This window comes from Salipaludibacillus neizhouensis, from assembly GCF_002886185.1.
GTDB classification, from domain to species: domain Bacteria; phylum Bacillota; class Bacilli; order Bacillales; family Salisediminibacteriaceae; genus Salipaludibacillus; species Salipaludibacillus neizhouensis.
Window position 1 is genome coordinate 2,344,813 of record NZ_KZ614146.1, and the last position, 15,377, is coordinate 2,360,189.

Sequence of the window (15,377 nt, forward strand, 5' to 3'; positions counted from 1 at the left end):
GTAGATAATCATTATGTGCTAAAATAATATTAAAGGAGTTGATAAAGTTTGTTAAATGACACGATTAAAACGATATTAAGTCACCGCTCGATACGAAAATTTACGGATGAATCCTTAAGTGATGAACAGATCAAACTACTCGTTGAATCTGCTCAAATGGCTTCCACCTCGAGCTTTATTCAAGCCTATACGATTATTGGCGTGGAAGACCATTCTAAGAAAACGAAACTTTCAGAGCTAGCAGGTAATCAGCCTTATGTGGAAACTAATGGGCACTTTTTTGTATTTTGTGCTGACTTATACCGACACCGTGTCGGTTCTGAATTAGAAGAGACGAACGTAGAAGATTCTTTGGAATCGACGGAGAAATTCATGGTATCCCTTATCGATGCTTCACTAGCTGCTCAAAATGCTGCTATTGCTGCTGAGTCCATGGGTCTTGGAATTTGCTACATAGGCGGATTAAGAAACGATATTACAAAAGTTTCGGAACTTCTAAATCTACCTGACTATGTCATCCCATTGTTTGGACTGGCTGTTGGAGTACCAGCAACTAAATCAGATCAAAAACCGCGCTTACCTATCGAAAATGTTTATTATAAAGATGCTTATCCTTCTAATAAAGACACAGTTACTGAGGGCCTTCATCATTATAATGATATAATATCCGATTATTATCATAAACGCACCAGTGGAAAAAGAAGTGATCGGTGGACAGAGCAAGTATCACAAATGCTAAGTCAGCCATCACGTCCAGATATGAAAGACTTTGTTAATAAAAAAGGGTTTATGAAATCATAGAATTCTGATAAACTCATTAGAAACTTGCTTTCAATATTGAACTGATATTTAAAAATCTCATTTCATGATTAACCGCTTGATAATGAGTGAAAAAATATTACACGATACTATTTCGAGGAGGAATACACATGGTTAAAAAAATGAATGTTGAAAGTTTTAATCTTGACCACACAAAGGTGAAAGCACCTTATATTCGATTGGCTGGTACCACAGAAGGGGCAAATGGAGATACAATCTATAAATATGACTTGCGTTTTTGCCAACCTAACCAAGACCACATGGATATGCCTGGACTTCACTCTTTAGAGCATATGATGGCAGAGTTAAGTCGTAATCATCATGATCAAATAGTGGATATAAGTCCAATGGGATGTCAAACAGGCTTCTATTTATCAATCATTAATGACAGCAGTTACGAGAATATCCTTTCACTTCTCGACAAAACGTTAAACGATGTTTTAGTTGCTACAGAAGTGCCTGCGTGTAATGAAGTACAATGCGGTTGGGCTGCTTCTCATTCTCTAGAAGGAGCAAAAGAAATCGCTCAAAAAATGCTCGACAGAAAAAATGAATGGACCGAGGTTTTTGCTTAATACACGATGCTGTTAACCAATTAATATCAACATACAGAATTTATAATGAAGTCTTATTAATTAAAAAGAGATGTACTAAGTTCATTGAACTCGTTACATCTCTTTTTTATAGTTATAACTTCTTCTCCATTGTCACATGTAAAATACCTGCATCATAAAATGTATCAGAAACGGTGGCATATCCATTTCCTTTATAGAACGATTCTGCGTGAGTTTGGGCGTTTAATTTTAACTTATCCATCCCGCGCTCCCGAGCAACTTGCTCCATTTCTTTCATTAATGCAGCACCAAGGCCTTTCCCTCTCATCTCAGCTAATATACAGACTCGTTCAGCCTTACCGTAATTCTCTTCCAATCTTAAGCGTCCTGCTCCTATCGGTTGGTTATCATGATAGGCAACAAGATGAATTGACTCTTTTTCTTTCTCGTCCACTTCAATTTCTGCGGGTACTCCTTGCTCTTCTATAAATACTTGTCTGCGAACATCATAAACGTCCCTTAACTCTTCTACTGTTCTTGCTACTAATACTTGAACCATTATTGACTTTTTCCTAACACAAACGTTTCATGGACACTCCATGCCCCATTCTCAAGCTGATACATTAATGAAAATCGATCAACTGTTTCTTCATGATGAATTGTCTCTAACTTTAAACGCCCGTACACGTCAGATAACTCGTCATAATTCATTTCTTGGCCAATCGTAATATGTGGAACATAAGGGTGTTCCACATCAATGGTTAAGTCACCTTCATTCAATTTTGCATGTAATGCAAACAAATCCTCGTTCTCCGTTACTTTCATATAAATTGTATTCGTCACAGGATGAAATGTACTGTACTTACCTATCTTTAACGTAAAAGGATTCGAAGTACTAGCGATTTCTCTTAGTTGATTAATCATATCATCTTCTTCGTCTTCGTTAAGCTCAAAAGCAGCTTTTAAAGTAAGATGCGGAGGTACTTTTGCATATTTTGGATCATAACGTTTTCGATAGGAATTAGCAATATCCTGGAGATCTTTTGATGGAAAAACTGCAATACCGTACTTCATAGTTAGTCCTCCTTGTTACATAAAACATTATATGTTTTATGAGTATAGTTTTGTAACTCTTCTTCAAGAAAATGACCATAAGAAAAACGCTTAGTGTCTTTTGTTAAACTTTAATGACCTTGGTTGAAAAAAACTTGTTATTCCCATGGGGCAACCCCTTTAACCAAATAATGCATAGGCTAAATTGCAAAAAGCCTGTCATCATACGTGCCTTTGTAATTTAATCTGTCTATATCATAGTACAATTCGCGTTAGAATTCAAAATATCCTTTTGATTATTCCTATTTCCTTTTTTCCTATAATAAGTTAACTGAAAAGAATGAATTTTAGAAATATGGTAGAATGTAAAATATACACAGTGACTTAACTAACATAAAGGAGAGGATTTCATGACAAACAAACAACCAGTGCATTGTCATGTTGTAGAAAATGCAGCAAGAAAATTATTAACCGAGCGAGGAGTCTCCATTGAGTCCATTGCCAAGATAGTTTATGATTTACAAGTTAAATATACTGATTCTCTAGATATGAAAGATTGTATTGATAGTGTAAATGCTGTACTTGAGAAGCGAGAGATACAACACGCACTTTTAGTCGGCATTGAATTAGACAAACTGGCAGAACAAAAGAAACTCTCAGAGCCTTTGCAGTCAATTGTTGAAATGGACGAAGGATTATTTGGGGTTGATGAAACGATCGCAATAGGTTCCGTATTTGGTTACGGTAGCATCGCGGTTACAACATTTGGCTTTTTGGACAAAGAAAAAGTTGGTATTATCAAAGAATTAGATTCAAAGGAAGGCAGTCACGTTCATACCTTTTTAGATGATCTTGTAGCAAGCGTTGCTGCGAATGCTTCGAGCAGACTTGCCCATCGCATTCGTGATCGTGAAGAGAAGCTTCGTCAAGATGAAATTGATCGAAAAGACGAGGAAGAAAGAATTGGTTAATAAACCTTGAGGAAGGCTCAAAAGGTCAAAAACCTTTTGAGTCATTTTTGTTTATTGCTCAAATACTCGTCCTAAACTTGATGTAAAAGCTTTGAAGTGCTATTATCTTAAACAATGATGCCAATATATTAATGAGGTGAGACCTTATGATAAAGAAACCTAGATGGATTTATTGGAAACAAATATTCACTTCAAAATTTCAAGCTAATTGCTTAAAAGCGAAAATAGAAGATAATTGGGTAAATGGATACGAAGTTGGGCCGTTAGTAGAGATAAGGAAAATAAAAAATGACAAATATGTTGTTCGTTACACTTATGACGAATAATATCCACCAAATCTATTGACTTCCGGCCTCTTTTCTTATATATTAGTAGTTGTCGTATTATTAATTTACATAACGATCCGTTAGCTCAGCGGGAGAGCACTTGCTTGACAGGCAAGGGGTCACTGGTTCAAATCCAGTACGGGTCACCATATTACTATAATGTTAATCCCTTGTATTTATACAAGGGATTTTTTGTTATCTAAATATACTAGTTTTTAAAATCCAATAAAAATGGAATAAATTGTAATAATATCCTTATAAATGAGGGAGAAGATAATTAAATAAATATTTGTAAATAAAAGGCGAGGAGAGTAAAAGAAATTTCGTTATTAAATAGTGACGATGAAATGTATTGTTATTACAAACCGATTGCGTAACCAAGCGCACTTATGGTCAAATAAATCGAACAAACTGTGATAGATACCCGCAGGACAATAACTTTACCAATAGCAAAAAGCTGATAATAGAGCATAAATTAGTTTCTATTATCAGCTTTTATTATGAAATTTATTTTTCTGCCCAATCAGAAAATTTTCCGCTGCCTTCACAACTAGCGCATTCGTAATAGCTAACAGAAAAATCATAGTACCCCATCGGCACATGCACCCCTCTACCTCTGCACTCTGGACATAACCCCTGTTCTCGCATTACTTCAATCTTTCGCTCATTTCTCTCGTTATTCCATTGTGAAATTGAATTTAATAATCCCAATTTCATCACCTCATTTTCCCTTTTGAATATAGTATTCTGGAAAAATGAAAATTCTATACTTACTTTTTTAAAAAAGTTTGATTTCATAAACGTTATTTCAAATTTATTAAAATACTGACTAAGCAAAAGGCGCGACTCCTGCGGAATAGTAAAAGGACATTAAAAAGTCGTTTTTTACTTTTTCAATGCCCTTTTGATTAAGCCGGTAGCACCTACCGAAAAATCGATCATCTTTCCTCTCTTATACTCGCTCATGCTCTTATTTTCTACCCGCTACTTTTGTAGGTGCTACACCGGTAGCACCTACCGAAAAATCGATCATCTTTCCTCTCTTATACTCGCTCATGCTCCCGTTTTCTACCCGCTACTTTTGTAGGTGCTACCTCGGTAGCACCTACCGAAAAATCGACCATTCTTTTCTTTCTTATACTCGCTCATGCTCTTATTTTCTACCCGCTACTTTTGTAGGTGCTACCTCGGTAGCACCTACCGAAAAATCGATCATCCTTCCTCTCTGATACTCACTCATGCTCCTGTTTTCTCCCCGCTACTTTTGTAGGTGCTACCTCGGTAGCACCTACCGAATATATCTAGAGTGGATTCGAGCTCCTCCATATTAAAAAAAGGGAATCCATTAGAGTTTTCTCCTAATGAGTTCCCTGAATCGATAAACTTTATTTGATATATTAGCAGTTTCTATTTCCCTTCTTAAAAGCAGATGGCTATTACTTACCTACTTTTAAACAAAACTTTATTTGTAGAATGTGGTGATTTCAACCCTGCAAAAAATTCTTTTATTTCTACCTCTGCATACTCAGCATCTTCTCCATTAACCGATACTGTGAATTTCTCCCCTTTTTTCAGCGTGAGAATCAAGTTTACAACCCCTAAAATTGCTTTAGAATTGTATGAGTTATTTCCGACTTGAATATAAACATCGCTAGAAAACTTACTCGTCATGGTGACAAATTCAATGATTTTCTGGCTGTTAAAAGCTTCCTGAAGGTAAAATACACTCTTATGTGGCATGCTTTCCACCTCCATTTATTGGGTTGACTGAAGTATAACAGGGGTTTTTTTACATCTCTACCATGTTGTCAGAAGACTTTCCAAATTACTTTCAGTAGTACGTATGTTTAAAATAAAACGAAACAGGAAATGTTATCTGTAAGAACGTTAAGATCATTTAACATTTTGAATATTTTTAGGAGGCTAAATCATGCCATTATTAGAAATAAGTGTTGTTCCCGTTGGAACTCAATCAGAAAGTTTTAGTAGTGACGTAGAAGAAGCCGTATCCATTATTAAGAAAAGAGGCCTATCTTATCAAGTCACACCGACTGCAACAATTATTGAAGGCGACCTAGATGATATTATGGATGTGGCCAAGGAAATTCACCATAATGAGATAGGGAATGGTGCAAAAAGGGTAGTAACAAATATTACGATTGACGATCGAATAGATAAACCTATCAGCTTAGATAGACAAGTCGATCACGTTAAAAATAGTTAGACAATTTTAGAACACAAGAAAAGAATGCTCCCTGAACTTCATTCAGGGAGCATTCTTTTAATTATCTATTTTTATAGCAATTTTGCCAAGCTGTTTTGCCTCTTTCAATCTTTCCATCGCTGCCTTTGTATCCGCTAATGGAAAAGTCTTATCCATAACAGGCTTAACCTCATGTTTTCCAATAAAATGAAGCATCTCCCGGAACTCAGCACGACTTCCCATAGTCGAGCCTAGAAGGTTTTTTTGACCGTAGAAAAAGTCACGAAGATTGAAGGTAACATCATCTCCAGTTGAAGATCCGAATGTCACAATGGTTCCACCACGTCTTAATTGATTTAATGACTTATTAAACGTCGCTGCTCCAACCGTTTCAATGACGATATCCGCTTTTTCACCATGCAATGACTCATCCCAGTCACCCTCGCTGTCAATCGCTACGTCAGCACCTAATTCTAACGCTTTTTCTAGTTTTTCGTTAGATCTTGAAGTGACGATGACTCTCGCACCTGCTGCTTTTGCAAATAACAAGAGTAACGTTGCAACACCTCCACCTATTCCTGGTAGCAGAACAGTGTCTCCAGTATCTATATTTGCCCTAGTAAACAAAGCTCGATACGCCGTGAGTGCTCCTAACGATAGTACCCCCGCTTCTTCCCACGATAAGTGAGGTGGTTTTGGTTCTATGTTATTTTCCGAAATCACGATTGATTCTGAGAAAGTACCATGACCTGGTAACCCAACAATTTGAAATCCTTCTGGTGGTGCTTCACTTTTATCTAACCATCCCAAACTAGGATTAATAATCACTTCGTCACCAACGGAAACACTAGTGACATCATCCCCTACCTCATCAATGATACCAGCACCATCAGATCCAATAATGAGGGGAGGATCAGTTTCTTCACGTTTTTCTAAAATTGAAAGGTCACGATGATTTAAGCCTGCGATTTTCATTCTCACTTTTACTTCTTTCCTACCCGGAGACTCTTCATTCATATCACGATATGAGGTTCCAGTTAGTCCTTTGCTTCCTTCATGTACAAACGCTTTCATTATTTTACGCCTCCTTATATTTTACCAATAACACAAATATATATTGAGCATGATCGGGATCAGCCTTCTTTTCCTCATTTTAGCAAAAATAAGATCGTATGTATAAGAAATAGGTCCTCCCTTTAAAAAGTTTACTTGATTATCGGATTTTGTATTTATAAAAAAGAAAGGGGTTCATGCCTGTTTATAGTATGCAAAAATCAAAGGTGTTACTATATAATTAATAGGAATGCTTCTGGAGAGGAAGTGGTATCAATTGAAGCTAGATGCAGAGGATTTACCTGAAAAAGAAAGACATGTTTTTGAGCAGATGAAACAACTATCACCCGCAAATAAACGTGTTTTATGGACGCTTATAAAAATTTCAAATAAAGATCACATATGTCTTATAAACAAGGAATATAGACCAAAAGAAATGAATGTCTTAATGAAAGAACACTTGATATCAATCAATCATGCCTATCTCCACTCCCGGAAAACAAGCATCTTTGTCCTTCGAAGAACCCCACATTTAATGAAAAAATTACAGCAGATTGCTACTGAAAATCAGTCCGGGTTTTAGAAAGTAAGAAAAACGCGTAGCGTCTTTTGTTAAATACAGCGTGATCTTTAGCCACAATCATTTAAGTGTCAAGCGTGGGTTTCTCTTGACACGCGTGGCGTAAAGATAGCTGTCAACTTATACATTCTTATCTTGATAAAAAAAAGAGGATGACTTTAGTCATCCCCTTTCTGTTTCAAGCAATATAAATGTTCCTAGTTAATTCCATCTTCTTTCGGAAAAGAGATCAACCAGTGTTCACTAGCCCTGCGGCTACTCCACTAATTGTTAACAATACATCAGTCAAACGTTCTTCAGACTTTTCATCTGATTCACGCATACTTTGGATAAGATCTACCTGAAGGAAATTCAGTGGATCTACATAAGGGTTTCTGCGATGAATGGACTCTTGGATGTTCGGTGTATGGTCAAGAAGTTCTTCATTTCCAGAAATCTTTAACAGCACATCTTTTGTTTTATTATACTCTTGTTGTATTTCCCCGAAAATTCTATCAGCAATACTTTTGTCTTCCACTAACGTCATGTATTCTTTTGCAGTTTGCATGTCAGCGGTCATTAGGGCCATTTGTAAATTATTAATGGTTGATTGGAAAAACGGCCATTTCTGGTACATATCTTGCAGCATTTCAAGGTTCCCATCATCCTTTGACGCAAAGGAATGAAGACCAGTTCCAGCTGCGAACCAAGCAGGTAACATTTGTCGGCACTGAGTCCAAGCAAACACCCATGGAATGGCACGTAAATCTTCAAACTTTTCGCTGCCTTTTCGACTCATAGGTCTAGAACCAATGTTTAGTTCTCGTAATTCCTCTAAAGGAGTTGTTTGTTTGAAATAGGTTAAGAAATCTTCATCTCCAAAGACAAGTGATTGGTATTTATCTAATGAATTTTGGGAGATCTCTTCCATTGCATCTTCCCATGCTTGATCACGGAAGAATCCTTCGTCTGAAGCATGATTCCATACTTTAGAAGATGCACTTATTAGCGCTGATGCCGCTTGCTCCAAGTTACGATAAGCGATGTCTTTAAGAAGATATCTGCTTGAAAGTACTTCCCCTTGTTCCGTAATCTTCACACCATCGCCAAGCGTCTCTACAGGCTGAGAAAGAATACTTCTATTAAGCGGTCCGCCTCCTCGTCCTAATGAGCCACCACGACCATGGAAAAACTTCAGTGCAATATTAAATTCCTTCGCCATATCATGAATTTCCTGCTGTGCTTTAAATAGCTTCCAGTTAGCTGTTAGCGTTCCTCCATCTTTACTGCCATCGGAATACCCTAACATGATTTCCTGGTGATCACCACGCTCATGAATGTGATTACGGTAGACGTCCATCTTGAACAACGTCTTCATAATTTCCGGTCCAGCAATAAGGTCGTTAACTGTTTCAAGAAGTGGTGCTACGTGCAAACCTGATTCTACAGTTCCATCTGCATGAAGACGATAAATTCCCGCTTCTTTAGCTAATACTAAAACTTCCAGTAAATCACTGGCAGATTGAGTCATACTTACAAGGTACACTTCAATAGATCGTGGTCCAAACTCATCATGAGCTTGTTTAATCAGTTTAAAGTTATCAAAAATTTCTTGCGTTTCCTTTGTGTAATCTTCATTTAATAACATTAATGGACGTGGATCCTGAAGGACCTTTTCGAGAACCTTTAATTTTTCTTCTTCAGAAAATGAAGGGTAATTATCTGTAATATTAACAACCTTTAAGATTTCAGAGATCGCTGTCTCATGTTCTCCACTATGGTTACGAATATCCAGTGTTGCTAAATGAAATCCAAATAATTGAACTTGGCGGATTAATTTATTTAATGTCTTTAATTTATTATCAGACGGTTGATGATCTTTCGTACTTTTTTGAATCATCAATAAATCATCAATAAGTTCCTCTGAATTATTATAGCCGCTTTTCGATTTCCCGACTTGTCTTACTCTCTTTAACATAACTGCAAATTTACGACGATACATTTCTGTTTTAACTGGCCATGCTTCGCCTTTTTTCAAATACGTCTTCTCTTCTTCTTCAACACTTTGAATGAAATCATCGCTAAAGCTAATTCGAGTCGTAGATTGACTAAAACGCTTCATTAAATCTACAAGATGCTCATCGTATTTTTTTAATGCTAGTGCTCTTTGCAACTTTAACGTTTCCCAAGTTACTTCCGGTGTTACAAATGGGTTCCCGTCTCTGTCTCCGCCAATCCAAGATCCGAAAGAAAGAAAGTTAGGTACTTCCCATGTATTTGTCGGGTAGTAATTATCCAATTGCTCTTCCAATTCAGAGTGAATATCCGGTAAAACATCAAATAACGTCTGATCGAAGTAATAAATACCATTCTTCACTTCGTCTAAAACAGTTGGTTTACGATGGCGAAGTTCATCTGTTTGCCATAAAGCCGTTACTTCGTTAACAAGACTTCCATCTAAATGCTTTCGTTCTTTTTTCGTTAACATTGGATTATCAAATTCCTGTAAAATAGAAGAAATTCGCTTTTGAATTTCCAGCACAGTTCTCTTTGTTGCTTCTGTCGGATGTGCAGTAATAATAAGTTCAATCGATAAATCATTGATAATCTGTTGGATAACCTCATCGGAGTGGTTATTTGCCTTCATTGTTGTTACTGCACTTTCAATAGAAATCGGCTGAATAACACCATCATCTTCGAGCTGATATTGTCTAGCTCGGCGAATTCTGTGATTTTGTTCCGCAATATTTACTAAATGAAAATAAATTGAAAAGGCGCGAATAACATGTTGTCTTGTTGGTGATTGCAACTCGTGGATTTCTTTTTTTAGCTTGTCGTAAGAAACCTCATTATAATTTTTTCTCAAGTCTTTTGTTGTTTCTCTAATGCCTTCCACGATGTTAAAAAGTTCTTCTCCACCATGTTGTTTTAAAATGTCACCTAAAATGTTTCCTAGCTTTTTCACATCGTTACGTAATAATGAATTATTATCTTCTACCTTTATCATTGATTGAACCTCCTGTAAAAATGATTGCATTTAATCAAATATTACGCAGATTGTCGATCATGATGATAAGGACAAAACTTATCCACCATGGACAAAAAGCGTCCCGAAAAATGCAAAGAATTTTTCACTGCTATTAGTTCTATTCTATCAAACAGCTTGTGTAAAAAACAAATATTTCTGATTATTACTGTACAACTATTCTTCATTAGTCGAAAAACTAACCCAAAATTTCCCCTCGGAAATAAGTAATAGGTTTTAACATAGCATATTTCTGCCTATTCGACAAATTAAGAAGAATGGAATAATAGACATTTGTTGAACCTTCTGGTGATCCCTTTTTGACAACTGAAGCTATGAAGAGCTTGAGTTTTCCACTTCACACATATAGCAAGAAAAGAACAATAATCTATCGTTGCAAAAAGTTTTTTTATCTTACTCGTCTTTTATAAATAACCCTGTTATCGGACAAATCCATCTAACTTCTCTTCCTTTCTGCGGTTACTAGTTACATGAAGTCCGTTTGTTGCTTTCTACTTGAGTAGCCGCCTCTCGCTTCTCCAAACACTTCTTTAAAAATAATAAAACCATCTAATATTCAAATAATATATGACTAAATCATTTATTTTTAGTATAACTAGAGTAGTCATTAATAATTAATTTATTTTGGAGTTGAAACGGTAATGATTGAATTAGGCGCTATTCAAATCTCATTAATAATCCTCTCGGCAATGTTAATTGGCATATCTAAAACTGGCTTACCAACGCTCGGTATTTTAGTCGTCGCAACTATGGCATCTGTCTTTCCTGCTAGAGAGTCAATCGGAATTGTTCTGCCGATGCTCATTGCTGGTGATATTATTGCGGTCACCTATTATCGCAGAAGCGTTCATTGGCTTACCTTGTGGAAACTCGTTCCCTGGGTTTTAGGTGGTCTTATTTCAGGATATTTACTGTTACTGTTCAATTCAAGTAGCAGGTCGATTGAAATGATTATAGGTACAATTGTATTATCTCTCATTGTAGTTCAATTCAGCAGAGAATATTTCATGAACAAATCGAATGCAGCTCTTCCCCAGTCAAAAAGCTTTATCATTTTCATGGGGACGCTAGCGGGCTTCACAACAATGGTTGGAAATGCAGCTGGACCGATTATGGCCATTTTTTTACTAGCCATAGCTTTACCAAAAAAAGAATTTATCGGAACCGGCGCATGGTTTTTTCTAACCGTCAATCTCATTAAAGTCCCTATGTATACTAGCTTAGGTCTTATTTCATTGGAAACATTGTCAATTAATTTATGGCTGCTTCCTTTTATAATTATTGGTGCAGTTATTGGCATTAAGTTTTTACCTCTAATACCACAGAAACTATTTAATACAATTATCCTTGTCCTGTCTTTCCTTGGCGGATTACAATTATTACTCCCATAATTACTTTTGACCACATCTCCTATCTAAATAATTGTTTTAGAAGATCAAGTTGAGTAAACTATAATTTAGGAGAGGTGAATAACATGGACGTTCTTATTTGGATTATTATTGTTGCATTATTTATTATTAGCTTCATCGGTCTTATATATCCAATCATTCCGGCAGTATTAATGCTTTGGGTTGGAATTATTCTTTATTACTTTTTTATAGATGCCTCTGCATTGTTATGGTGGACTTGGGGATCTCTGATAGCATTGACCATTGCTATATTTGTTGCTGATTATCTGGCTAGCATGTATTTTGTTAAGAAATATGGTGCTTCAAAACATGGAATGACAGCTGCGACCTTAGGACTGATTGTTGGCAGCTTTATTATACCGCCTTTTGGTATTTTAATTGTACCTTTTGTATTAGTTTTAGTCATCGAATTGCTACAACAACACTCACTAAGCCATTCATTCAAAGCCGCTGTTGGTACACTGCTAGGCTTCCTGACGAGTACATTTGCCAAAGGAATGATTCAGCTTATACTTATTGGAATCTTTTTAGTAGATGTTCTTATTTTCTAGCACTCGGAAGGAGTTAAAATCATGGAAGGCCCGTTACATAAGTATTTTAAACAGCAATCCTTATATTGGTTAAAAAATAAAATGACTGACCTTTGCGCAAACGAGGTTAAGTTGTATGCACGAAGAAAAAAATTAAAGGCTGATGCACTTGGTATTAATTTCAAACGTAAAGAATCACGTATTATTGAAGTAAAGATATCTCGCGAAGACTTTCTCCGTGATGAGGTTTTGGCTGCTTCCTATGGCTATCATGCTATTGCCGACTACGCATATTTGATGACTCCAGTGGGGCTTCTATCAAAAGAGGAAATACCAATCGGATATGGTCTTTTGGAAATGGATGAATTTGATACTATTAAAGTACGAAGGAACCCGACACGTAATCCTAAACCCATCCTTAAGCTTGATACGTTAGTGAAACGAACCGCCAGGGCAGCAACAAACGCTGTTTTATTTCAAGAACTTACGAAAGAAAATAAAGATTTAACGGATGGGGCATTCTCAAAAGAAGCGTTAGCTCATCTTGTTCGGGCAACATGCACATTATGTAAGAAAAGAAAAATGTATTTGATTCACTCAAGGCAAGAATTCGTCGTGTGCGAATCTCGCACTTGCAAAAATGATATTCCTCTTTTAAAAGCAAGAGTTCACACGATGACGTCATACAATGAAAATTTTCTCAACGAGCTCGAGGATTTAATAAGAAATAAAATGACGTAGACTATGGTATAATAAGCAATTAGGATTTTGATTATGATAACTGGAGGAACTATGTTAACTTTTGAAGAAAAATTAGAAATTATTGAATCTTTTCCCGCATTAGAGAGAAAAGATGTTTCCTTAGGAAGAGTGAATTTTCATTTTAGTGAAAGTGCTACAGATAAGAAAAACGTGGTCTATCATTTACATCCAAACGGAAATGGCTTCGTGTATGCTGGTGAATTAACTGGTTACGAAACCAATGATAAAGGGATGGTAAACATTCGGGACTTCACGGAGAAGGCGCTTCGTAATGTACTGGAAAATGCGATTGTTTCTTTGACTCCTGAAGACGAGGAAGAATTTGAAGAGGAATTATTCATAAACCAGAACACGCAGACATTAGCGTTAGTGCACGAAGACGACTTATGGAATGTTTATGCAGATGAACAGTTAGATGGAACATTCACTTCTTATAAGGAAGCGACTCAGTATTTAACCGAAGAGGGTTTTACGAAAATTTAAGAATACTAAAAAAGGAGCACCAACGGTCATCAGGACCTGTTGATACTCCTTTTTTTATTTTATGGCATTTTTATATAAACAGTTGGTTTAATTAGAACAAGACAGTATTAGAATTACATGCAGGTTGACACTTGAAAAATTTATTTATTAGCTTTGTGAACCTTTAACTGTTTTCCTTTAACTGTTGTATCTCTCATTTCTTTTAATACATAAGGTCCTTTACCATTTAAAATATCCACGTAGGAGACATTTTCCTGTATGGTAATAATCCCAATATCATCTGCTGAAACTTCTTCTAACTTAGAAATTGTACCTACAAAATCGACAGCTCTAATCTTTTTCTTTTTCCCGCCATTAAAATACAATTTCATAATATCTTTATTTAGTTGCTCATTTTTATCTTTTTTCTGTTCAGGACGTGTTTTCATCTTTTCTAAAAAAGCAGGTTTAGCATTAGAAACTTCTTCTATTGTTGGTGGTTCCACGCGTTTAATTTCAAAGCCGATATATGCTTCAACCTCATCTAAGATTCTCTGATCACGAGGCGTCACAAAGCTCATGGCTTTTCCTTTTTCCCCAGCTCTTCCAGTTCTCCCTATTCGGTGTACATAGTCCGCAGCTTCCATAGGAAAATCAAAGTTTATGACGAGAGCAATCGTCTCGACGTCAATTCCTCTAGCAGCCACATTGGTTGCGACAAGATACCGAACAGAACCCCGCTTAAATTTATCCATCACGTAAAAACGATCTTTTTGCATCATGCCGCCATGCAGCCTTTCACAAGAATAGTCCAAATTTGTTAACTCCTCATATAATTCATCCACTCTCTCTTGTGTATGACAAAAAATAATACAGCTATTTGGATTTTCCACAACAGTTATTTCTTTCAATAATAAAAACTTTTCAGATTCATCCAACTCGTAAAGTGATTGATCAATGTCACTGCTAATTACCTCTGTCGATGCAATTTCAATTTGAACTGGATCCTTCATATACTGATTGGAAAGAGTCTGTACATCGTTAGGAAGAGTGGCAGAAAAAAGCATGGTTGTTCGTTCAGCAGGAATTTTTTTAATAATAGCTTCTACTTGATCGATGAATCCCATATTCAGCATTTGATCCGCTTCATCGATGACTAAAAATGCCACTTTTTCAAGACTTAATGTTCCTTTTTCAATATGATCGAATACTCTTCCCGGAGTCCCAACTACGACATGACTTTTTTGCTTTAATTCACTTTTTTGCCTTGCAAAAGGCTCTTTTCCATAAATCGCGGTAGCTTTTACACGTTTGAACCTGCCTATATTCGTTATTTCATCCTTGACTTGAGTAGCTAACTCTCGAGTCGGTGTCAATACGAGTGCCTGCGGTTTATTTTCATCCCAATCAACACTTTCACATATCGGTATCGCAAACGCGCCGGTTTTTCCGCTTCCCGTTTGTGCTTTGACCGTGACATCCTTTTTCGTTAATACGAGTGGAATGACTTGTTTTTGCACATCCGTTGGTTGATCATATCCTAAACTGTTCAAAGCACGAGTAATGTCATCACTTAACGACATTGTTGTAAATTCTTCCTCCGTCATACCTTCACTCCTTATCAATTTTC

At 36.4% G+C, this 15,377-nt stretch carries 17 protein-coding genes and 1 tRNA gene; 11 read left to right on the forward strand and 7 right to left on the reverse strand.

What is annotated here, in order from left to right:
* The first annotated feature begins 48 nt into the window (after nucleotides 1–48).
* Nucleotides 49–801: an oxygen-insensitive NADPH nitroreductase gene (gene nfsA / locus CEF18_RS11015; RefSeq protein ID WP_110936520.1), complete on the forward strand. Its 753-nt coding sequence runs from the start codon at nucleotides 49–51 to the stop codon at nucleotides 799–801.
* A gap of 128 nt (nucleotides 802–929) precedes the next feature.
* Nucleotides 930–1,394, forward strand: coding sequence for an S-ribosylhomocysteine lyase (locus CEF18_RS11020; protein WP_183040898.1), 465 nt, complete (start codon nucleotides 930–932; stop codon nucleotides 1,392–1,394).
* 112 nt (nucleotides 1,395–1,506) lie between these two features.
* On the opposite strand, the gene CEF18_RS11025 is transcribed toward CEF18_RS11020, so the two are convergent.
* Together CEF18_RS11025 and CEF18_RS11030 are read right to left on the reverse strand one after the other, a co-directional pair.
* Nucleotides 1,507–1,932 (reverse strand): GNAT family N-acetyltransferase, encoded by a 426-nt coding sequence (locus CEF18_RS11025; protein WP_110936521.1) that lies wholly within the window; start codon nucleotides 1,930–1,932, stop codon nucleotides 1,507–1,509.
* The gene (locus CEF18_RS11030) at nucleotides 1,932–2,447 is read right to left on the reverse strand and encodes a YjcG family protein (RefSeq protein WP_110936522.1); all 516 of its coding nucleotides are present in this window, start codon (nucleotides 2,445–2,447) and stop codon (nucleotides 1,932–1,934) included. The genes CEF18_RS11025 and CEF18_RS11030 overlap by 1 nt, the downstream gene beginning before the upstream one ends.
* A 389-nt stretch (nucleotides 2,448–2,836) precedes the next feature.
* Between CEF18_RS11030 and CEF18_RS11035 the strand changes: the two genes are divergently transcribed.
* From CEF18_RS11035 to CEF18_RS11045, 3 genes are all read left to right on the forward strand, one after another.
* Nucleotides 2,837–3,397: a phosphatidylglycerophosphatase A family protein gene (locus tag CEF18_RS11035; RefSeq protein WP_110936523.1), complete on the forward strand. Its 561-nt coding sequence runs from the start codon at nucleotides 2,837–2,839 to the stop codon at nucleotides 3,395–3,397.
* A gap of 146 nt (nucleotides 3,398–3,543) precedes the next feature.
* On the forward strand, nucleotides 3,544–3,723 hold the full coding sequence (locus CEF18_RS11040; protein ID WP_110936524.1) for a hypothetical protein: 180 nt from the start codon (nucleotides 3,544–3,546) through the stop codon (nucleotides 3,721–3,723).
* A 74-nt stretch (nucleotides 3,724–3,797) separates the two neighbouring features.
* A tRNA-Val gene (locus tag CEF18_RS11045) sits at nucleotides 3,798–3,872 on the forward strand.
* A gap of 358 nt (nucleotides 3,873–4,230) precedes the next feature.
* On the opposite strand, the gene CEF18_RS11050 is transcribed toward CEF18_RS11045, so the two are convergent.
* Nucleotides 4,231–4,560, reverse strand: a complete 330-nt coding sequence (locus CEF18_RS11050) for a hypothetical protein (protein WP_110936525.1) — start codon at nucleotides 4,558–4,560, stop codon at nucleotides 4,231–4,233.
* A 603-nt stretch (nucleotides 4,561–5,163) separates the two neighbouring features.
* Nucleotides 5,164–5,463, reverse strand: coding sequence for an HPr family phosphocarrier protein (locus tag CEF18_RS11055; protein ID WP_183040897.1), 300 nt, complete (start codon nucleotides 5,461–5,463; stop codon nucleotides 5,164–5,166).
* A 190-nt stretch (nucleotides 5,464–5,653) separates the two neighbouring features.
* On the opposite strand from CEF18_RS11055, the gene CEF18_RS11060 reads away from it, so the two are divergent.
* On the forward strand, nucleotides 5,654–5,947 hold the full coding sequence (locus tag CEF18_RS11060; RefSeq protein WP_110936527.1) for an MTH1187 family thiamine-binding protein: 294 nt from the start codon (nucleotides 5,654–5,656) through the stop codon (nucleotides 5,945–5,947).
* Nucleotides 5,948–6,004: 57 nt separating this feature from the next.
* Here the strand turns inward: CEF18_RS11060 and CEF18_RS11065 are convergent, their stop codons facing one another.
* Nucleotides 6,005–7,000, reverse strand: coding sequence for a zinc-binding dehydrogenase (locus tag CEF18_RS11065; protein WP_110936528.1), 996 nt, complete (start codon nucleotides 6,998–7,000; stop codon nucleotides 6,005–6,007).
* 256 nt (nucleotides 7,001–7,256) lie between these two features.
* Here CEF18_RS11065 and CEF18_RS11070 point away from each other — a divergent pair, with 256 nt between their 5' ends.
* The gene (locus tag CEF18_RS11070) at nucleotides 7,257–7,562 is read left to right on the forward strand and encodes a hypothetical protein (protein ID WP_110936529.1); all 306 of its coding nucleotides are present in this window, start codon (nucleotides 7,257–7,259) and stop codon (nucleotides 7,560–7,562) included.
* 226 nt (nucleotides 7,563–7,788) lie between these two features.
* Here CEF18_RS11070 and ppc read toward each other — a convergent pair whose 3' ends face one another.
* Nucleotides 7,789–10,545: a phosphoenolpyruvate carboxylase gene (gene ppc, locus CEF18_RS11075; protein ID WP_110936530.1), complete on the reverse strand. Its 2,757-nt coding sequence runs from the start codon at nucleotides 10,543–10,545 to the stop codon at nucleotides 7,789–7,791.
* A gap of 680 nt (nucleotides 10,546–11,225) precedes the next feature.
* On the opposite strand from ppc, the gene CEF18_RS11080 reads away from it, so the two are divergent.
* The 4 genes from CEF18_RS11080 to CEF18_RS11095 all read left to right on the forward strand — a co-directional run bounded on the left by CEF18_RS11080 (nucleotide 11,226) and on the right by CEF18_RS11095 (nucleotide 13,768).
* Complete coding sequence (locus CEF18_RS11080; RefSeq protein ID WP_110936531.1) at nucleotides 11,226–11,975, forward strand: sulfite exporter TauE/SafE family protein; 750 nt, start codon at nucleotides 11,226–11,228, stop codon at nucleotides 11,973–11,975.
* 83 nt (nucleotides 11,976–12,058) lie between these two features.
* Complete coding sequence (locus tag CEF18_RS11085; protein WP_110936532.1) at nucleotides 12,059–12,544, forward strand: DUF456 domain-containing protein; 486 nt, start codon at nucleotides 12,059–12,061, stop codon at nucleotides 12,542–12,544.
* Between the two features lie 21 nt (nucleotides 12,545–12,565).
* Entirely contained in the window at nucleotides 12,566–13,264 is a 699-nt protein-coding gene (locus CEF18_RS11090) for a hypothetical protein (RefSeq protein WP_110936533.1), read from the forward strand.
* Between the two features lie 51 nt (nucleotides 13,265–13,315).
* On the forward strand, nucleotides 13,316–13,768 hold the full coding sequence (locus CEF18_RS11095; protein ID WP_110936534.1) for a hypothetical protein: 453 nt from the start codon (nucleotides 13,316–13,318) through the stop codon (nucleotides 13,766–13,768).
* 140 nt (nucleotides 13,769–13,908) lie between these two features.
* Here the strand turns inward: CEF18_RS11095 and CEF18_RS11100 are convergent, their stop codons facing one another.
* Nucleotides 13,909–15,354 (reverse strand): DEAD/DEAH box helicase, encoded by a 1,446-nt coding sequence (locus CEF18_RS11100; protein ID WP_110936535.1) that lies wholly within the window; start codon nucleotides 15,352–15,354, stop codon nucleotides 13,909–13,911.
* Between the last annotated feature and the right edge of the window lie 23 nt (nucleotides 15,355–15,377).

Excerpts from the sequence above, each read along its gene's own strand:
- CEF18_RS11055 (WP_183040897.1), bottom strand. The coding sequence starts at position 5,463 with ATGCCACATAAGAGTGTATTTTACCTTCAGGAAGCTTTTAACAGCCAG.
- CEF18_RS11065 (WP_110936528.1), bottom strand. The coding sequence starts at position 7,000 with ATGAAAGCGTTTGTACATGAAGGAAGCAAAGGACTAACTGGAACCTCA.
- CEF18_RS11090 (WP_110936533.1), top strand. The coding sequence starts at position 12,566 with ATGGAAGGCCCGTTACATAAGTATTTTAAACAGCAATCCTTATATTGG.
- CEF18_RS11100 (WP_110936535.1), bottom strand. The coding sequence starts at position 15,354 with ATGACGGAGGAAGAATTTACAACAATGTCGTTAAGTGATGACATTACT.
- CEF18_RS11035 (WP_110936523.1), top strand. The coding sequence starts at position 2,837 with ATGACAAACAAACAACCAGTGCATTGTCATGTTGTAGAAAATGCAGCA.
- CEF18_RS11025 (WP_110936521.1), bottom strand. The coding sequence starts at position 1,932 with ATGGTTCAAGTATTAGTAGCAAGAACAGTAGAAGAGTTAAGGGACGTT.
- CEF18_RS11020 (WP_183040898.1), top strand. The coding sequence starts at position 930 with ATGGTTAAAAAAATGAATGTTGAAAGTTTTAATCTTGACCACACAAAG.
- CEF18_RS11030 (WP_110936522.1), bottom strand. The coding sequence starts at position 2,447 with ATGAAGTACGGTATTGCAGTTTTTCCATCAAAAGATCTCCAGGATATT.
- CEF18_RS11060 (WP_110936527.1), top strand. The coding sequence starts at position 5,654 with ATGCCATTATTAGAAATAAGTGTTGTTCCCGTTGGAACTCAATCAGAA.
- CEF18_RS11095 (WP_110936534.1), top strand. The coding sequence starts at position 13,316 with ATGTTAACTTTTGAAGAAAAATTAGAAATTATTGAATCTTTTCCCGCA.
- ppc (WP_110936530.1), bottom strand. The coding sequence starts at position 10,545 with ATGATAAAGGTAGAAGATAATAATTCATTATTACGTAACGATGTGAAA.
- CEF18_RS11085 (WP_110936532.1), top strand. The coding sequence starts at position 12,059 with ATGGACGTTCTTATTTGGATTATTATTGTTGCATTATTTATTATTAGC.
- CEF18_RS11080 (WP_110936531.1), top strand. The coding sequence starts at position 11,226 with ATGATTGAATTAGGCGCTATTCAAATCTCATTAATAATCCTCTCGGCA.
- CEF18_RS11040 (WP_110936524.1), top strand. The coding sequence starts at position 3,544 with ATGATAAAGAAACCTAGATGGATTTATTGGAAACAAATATTCACTTCA.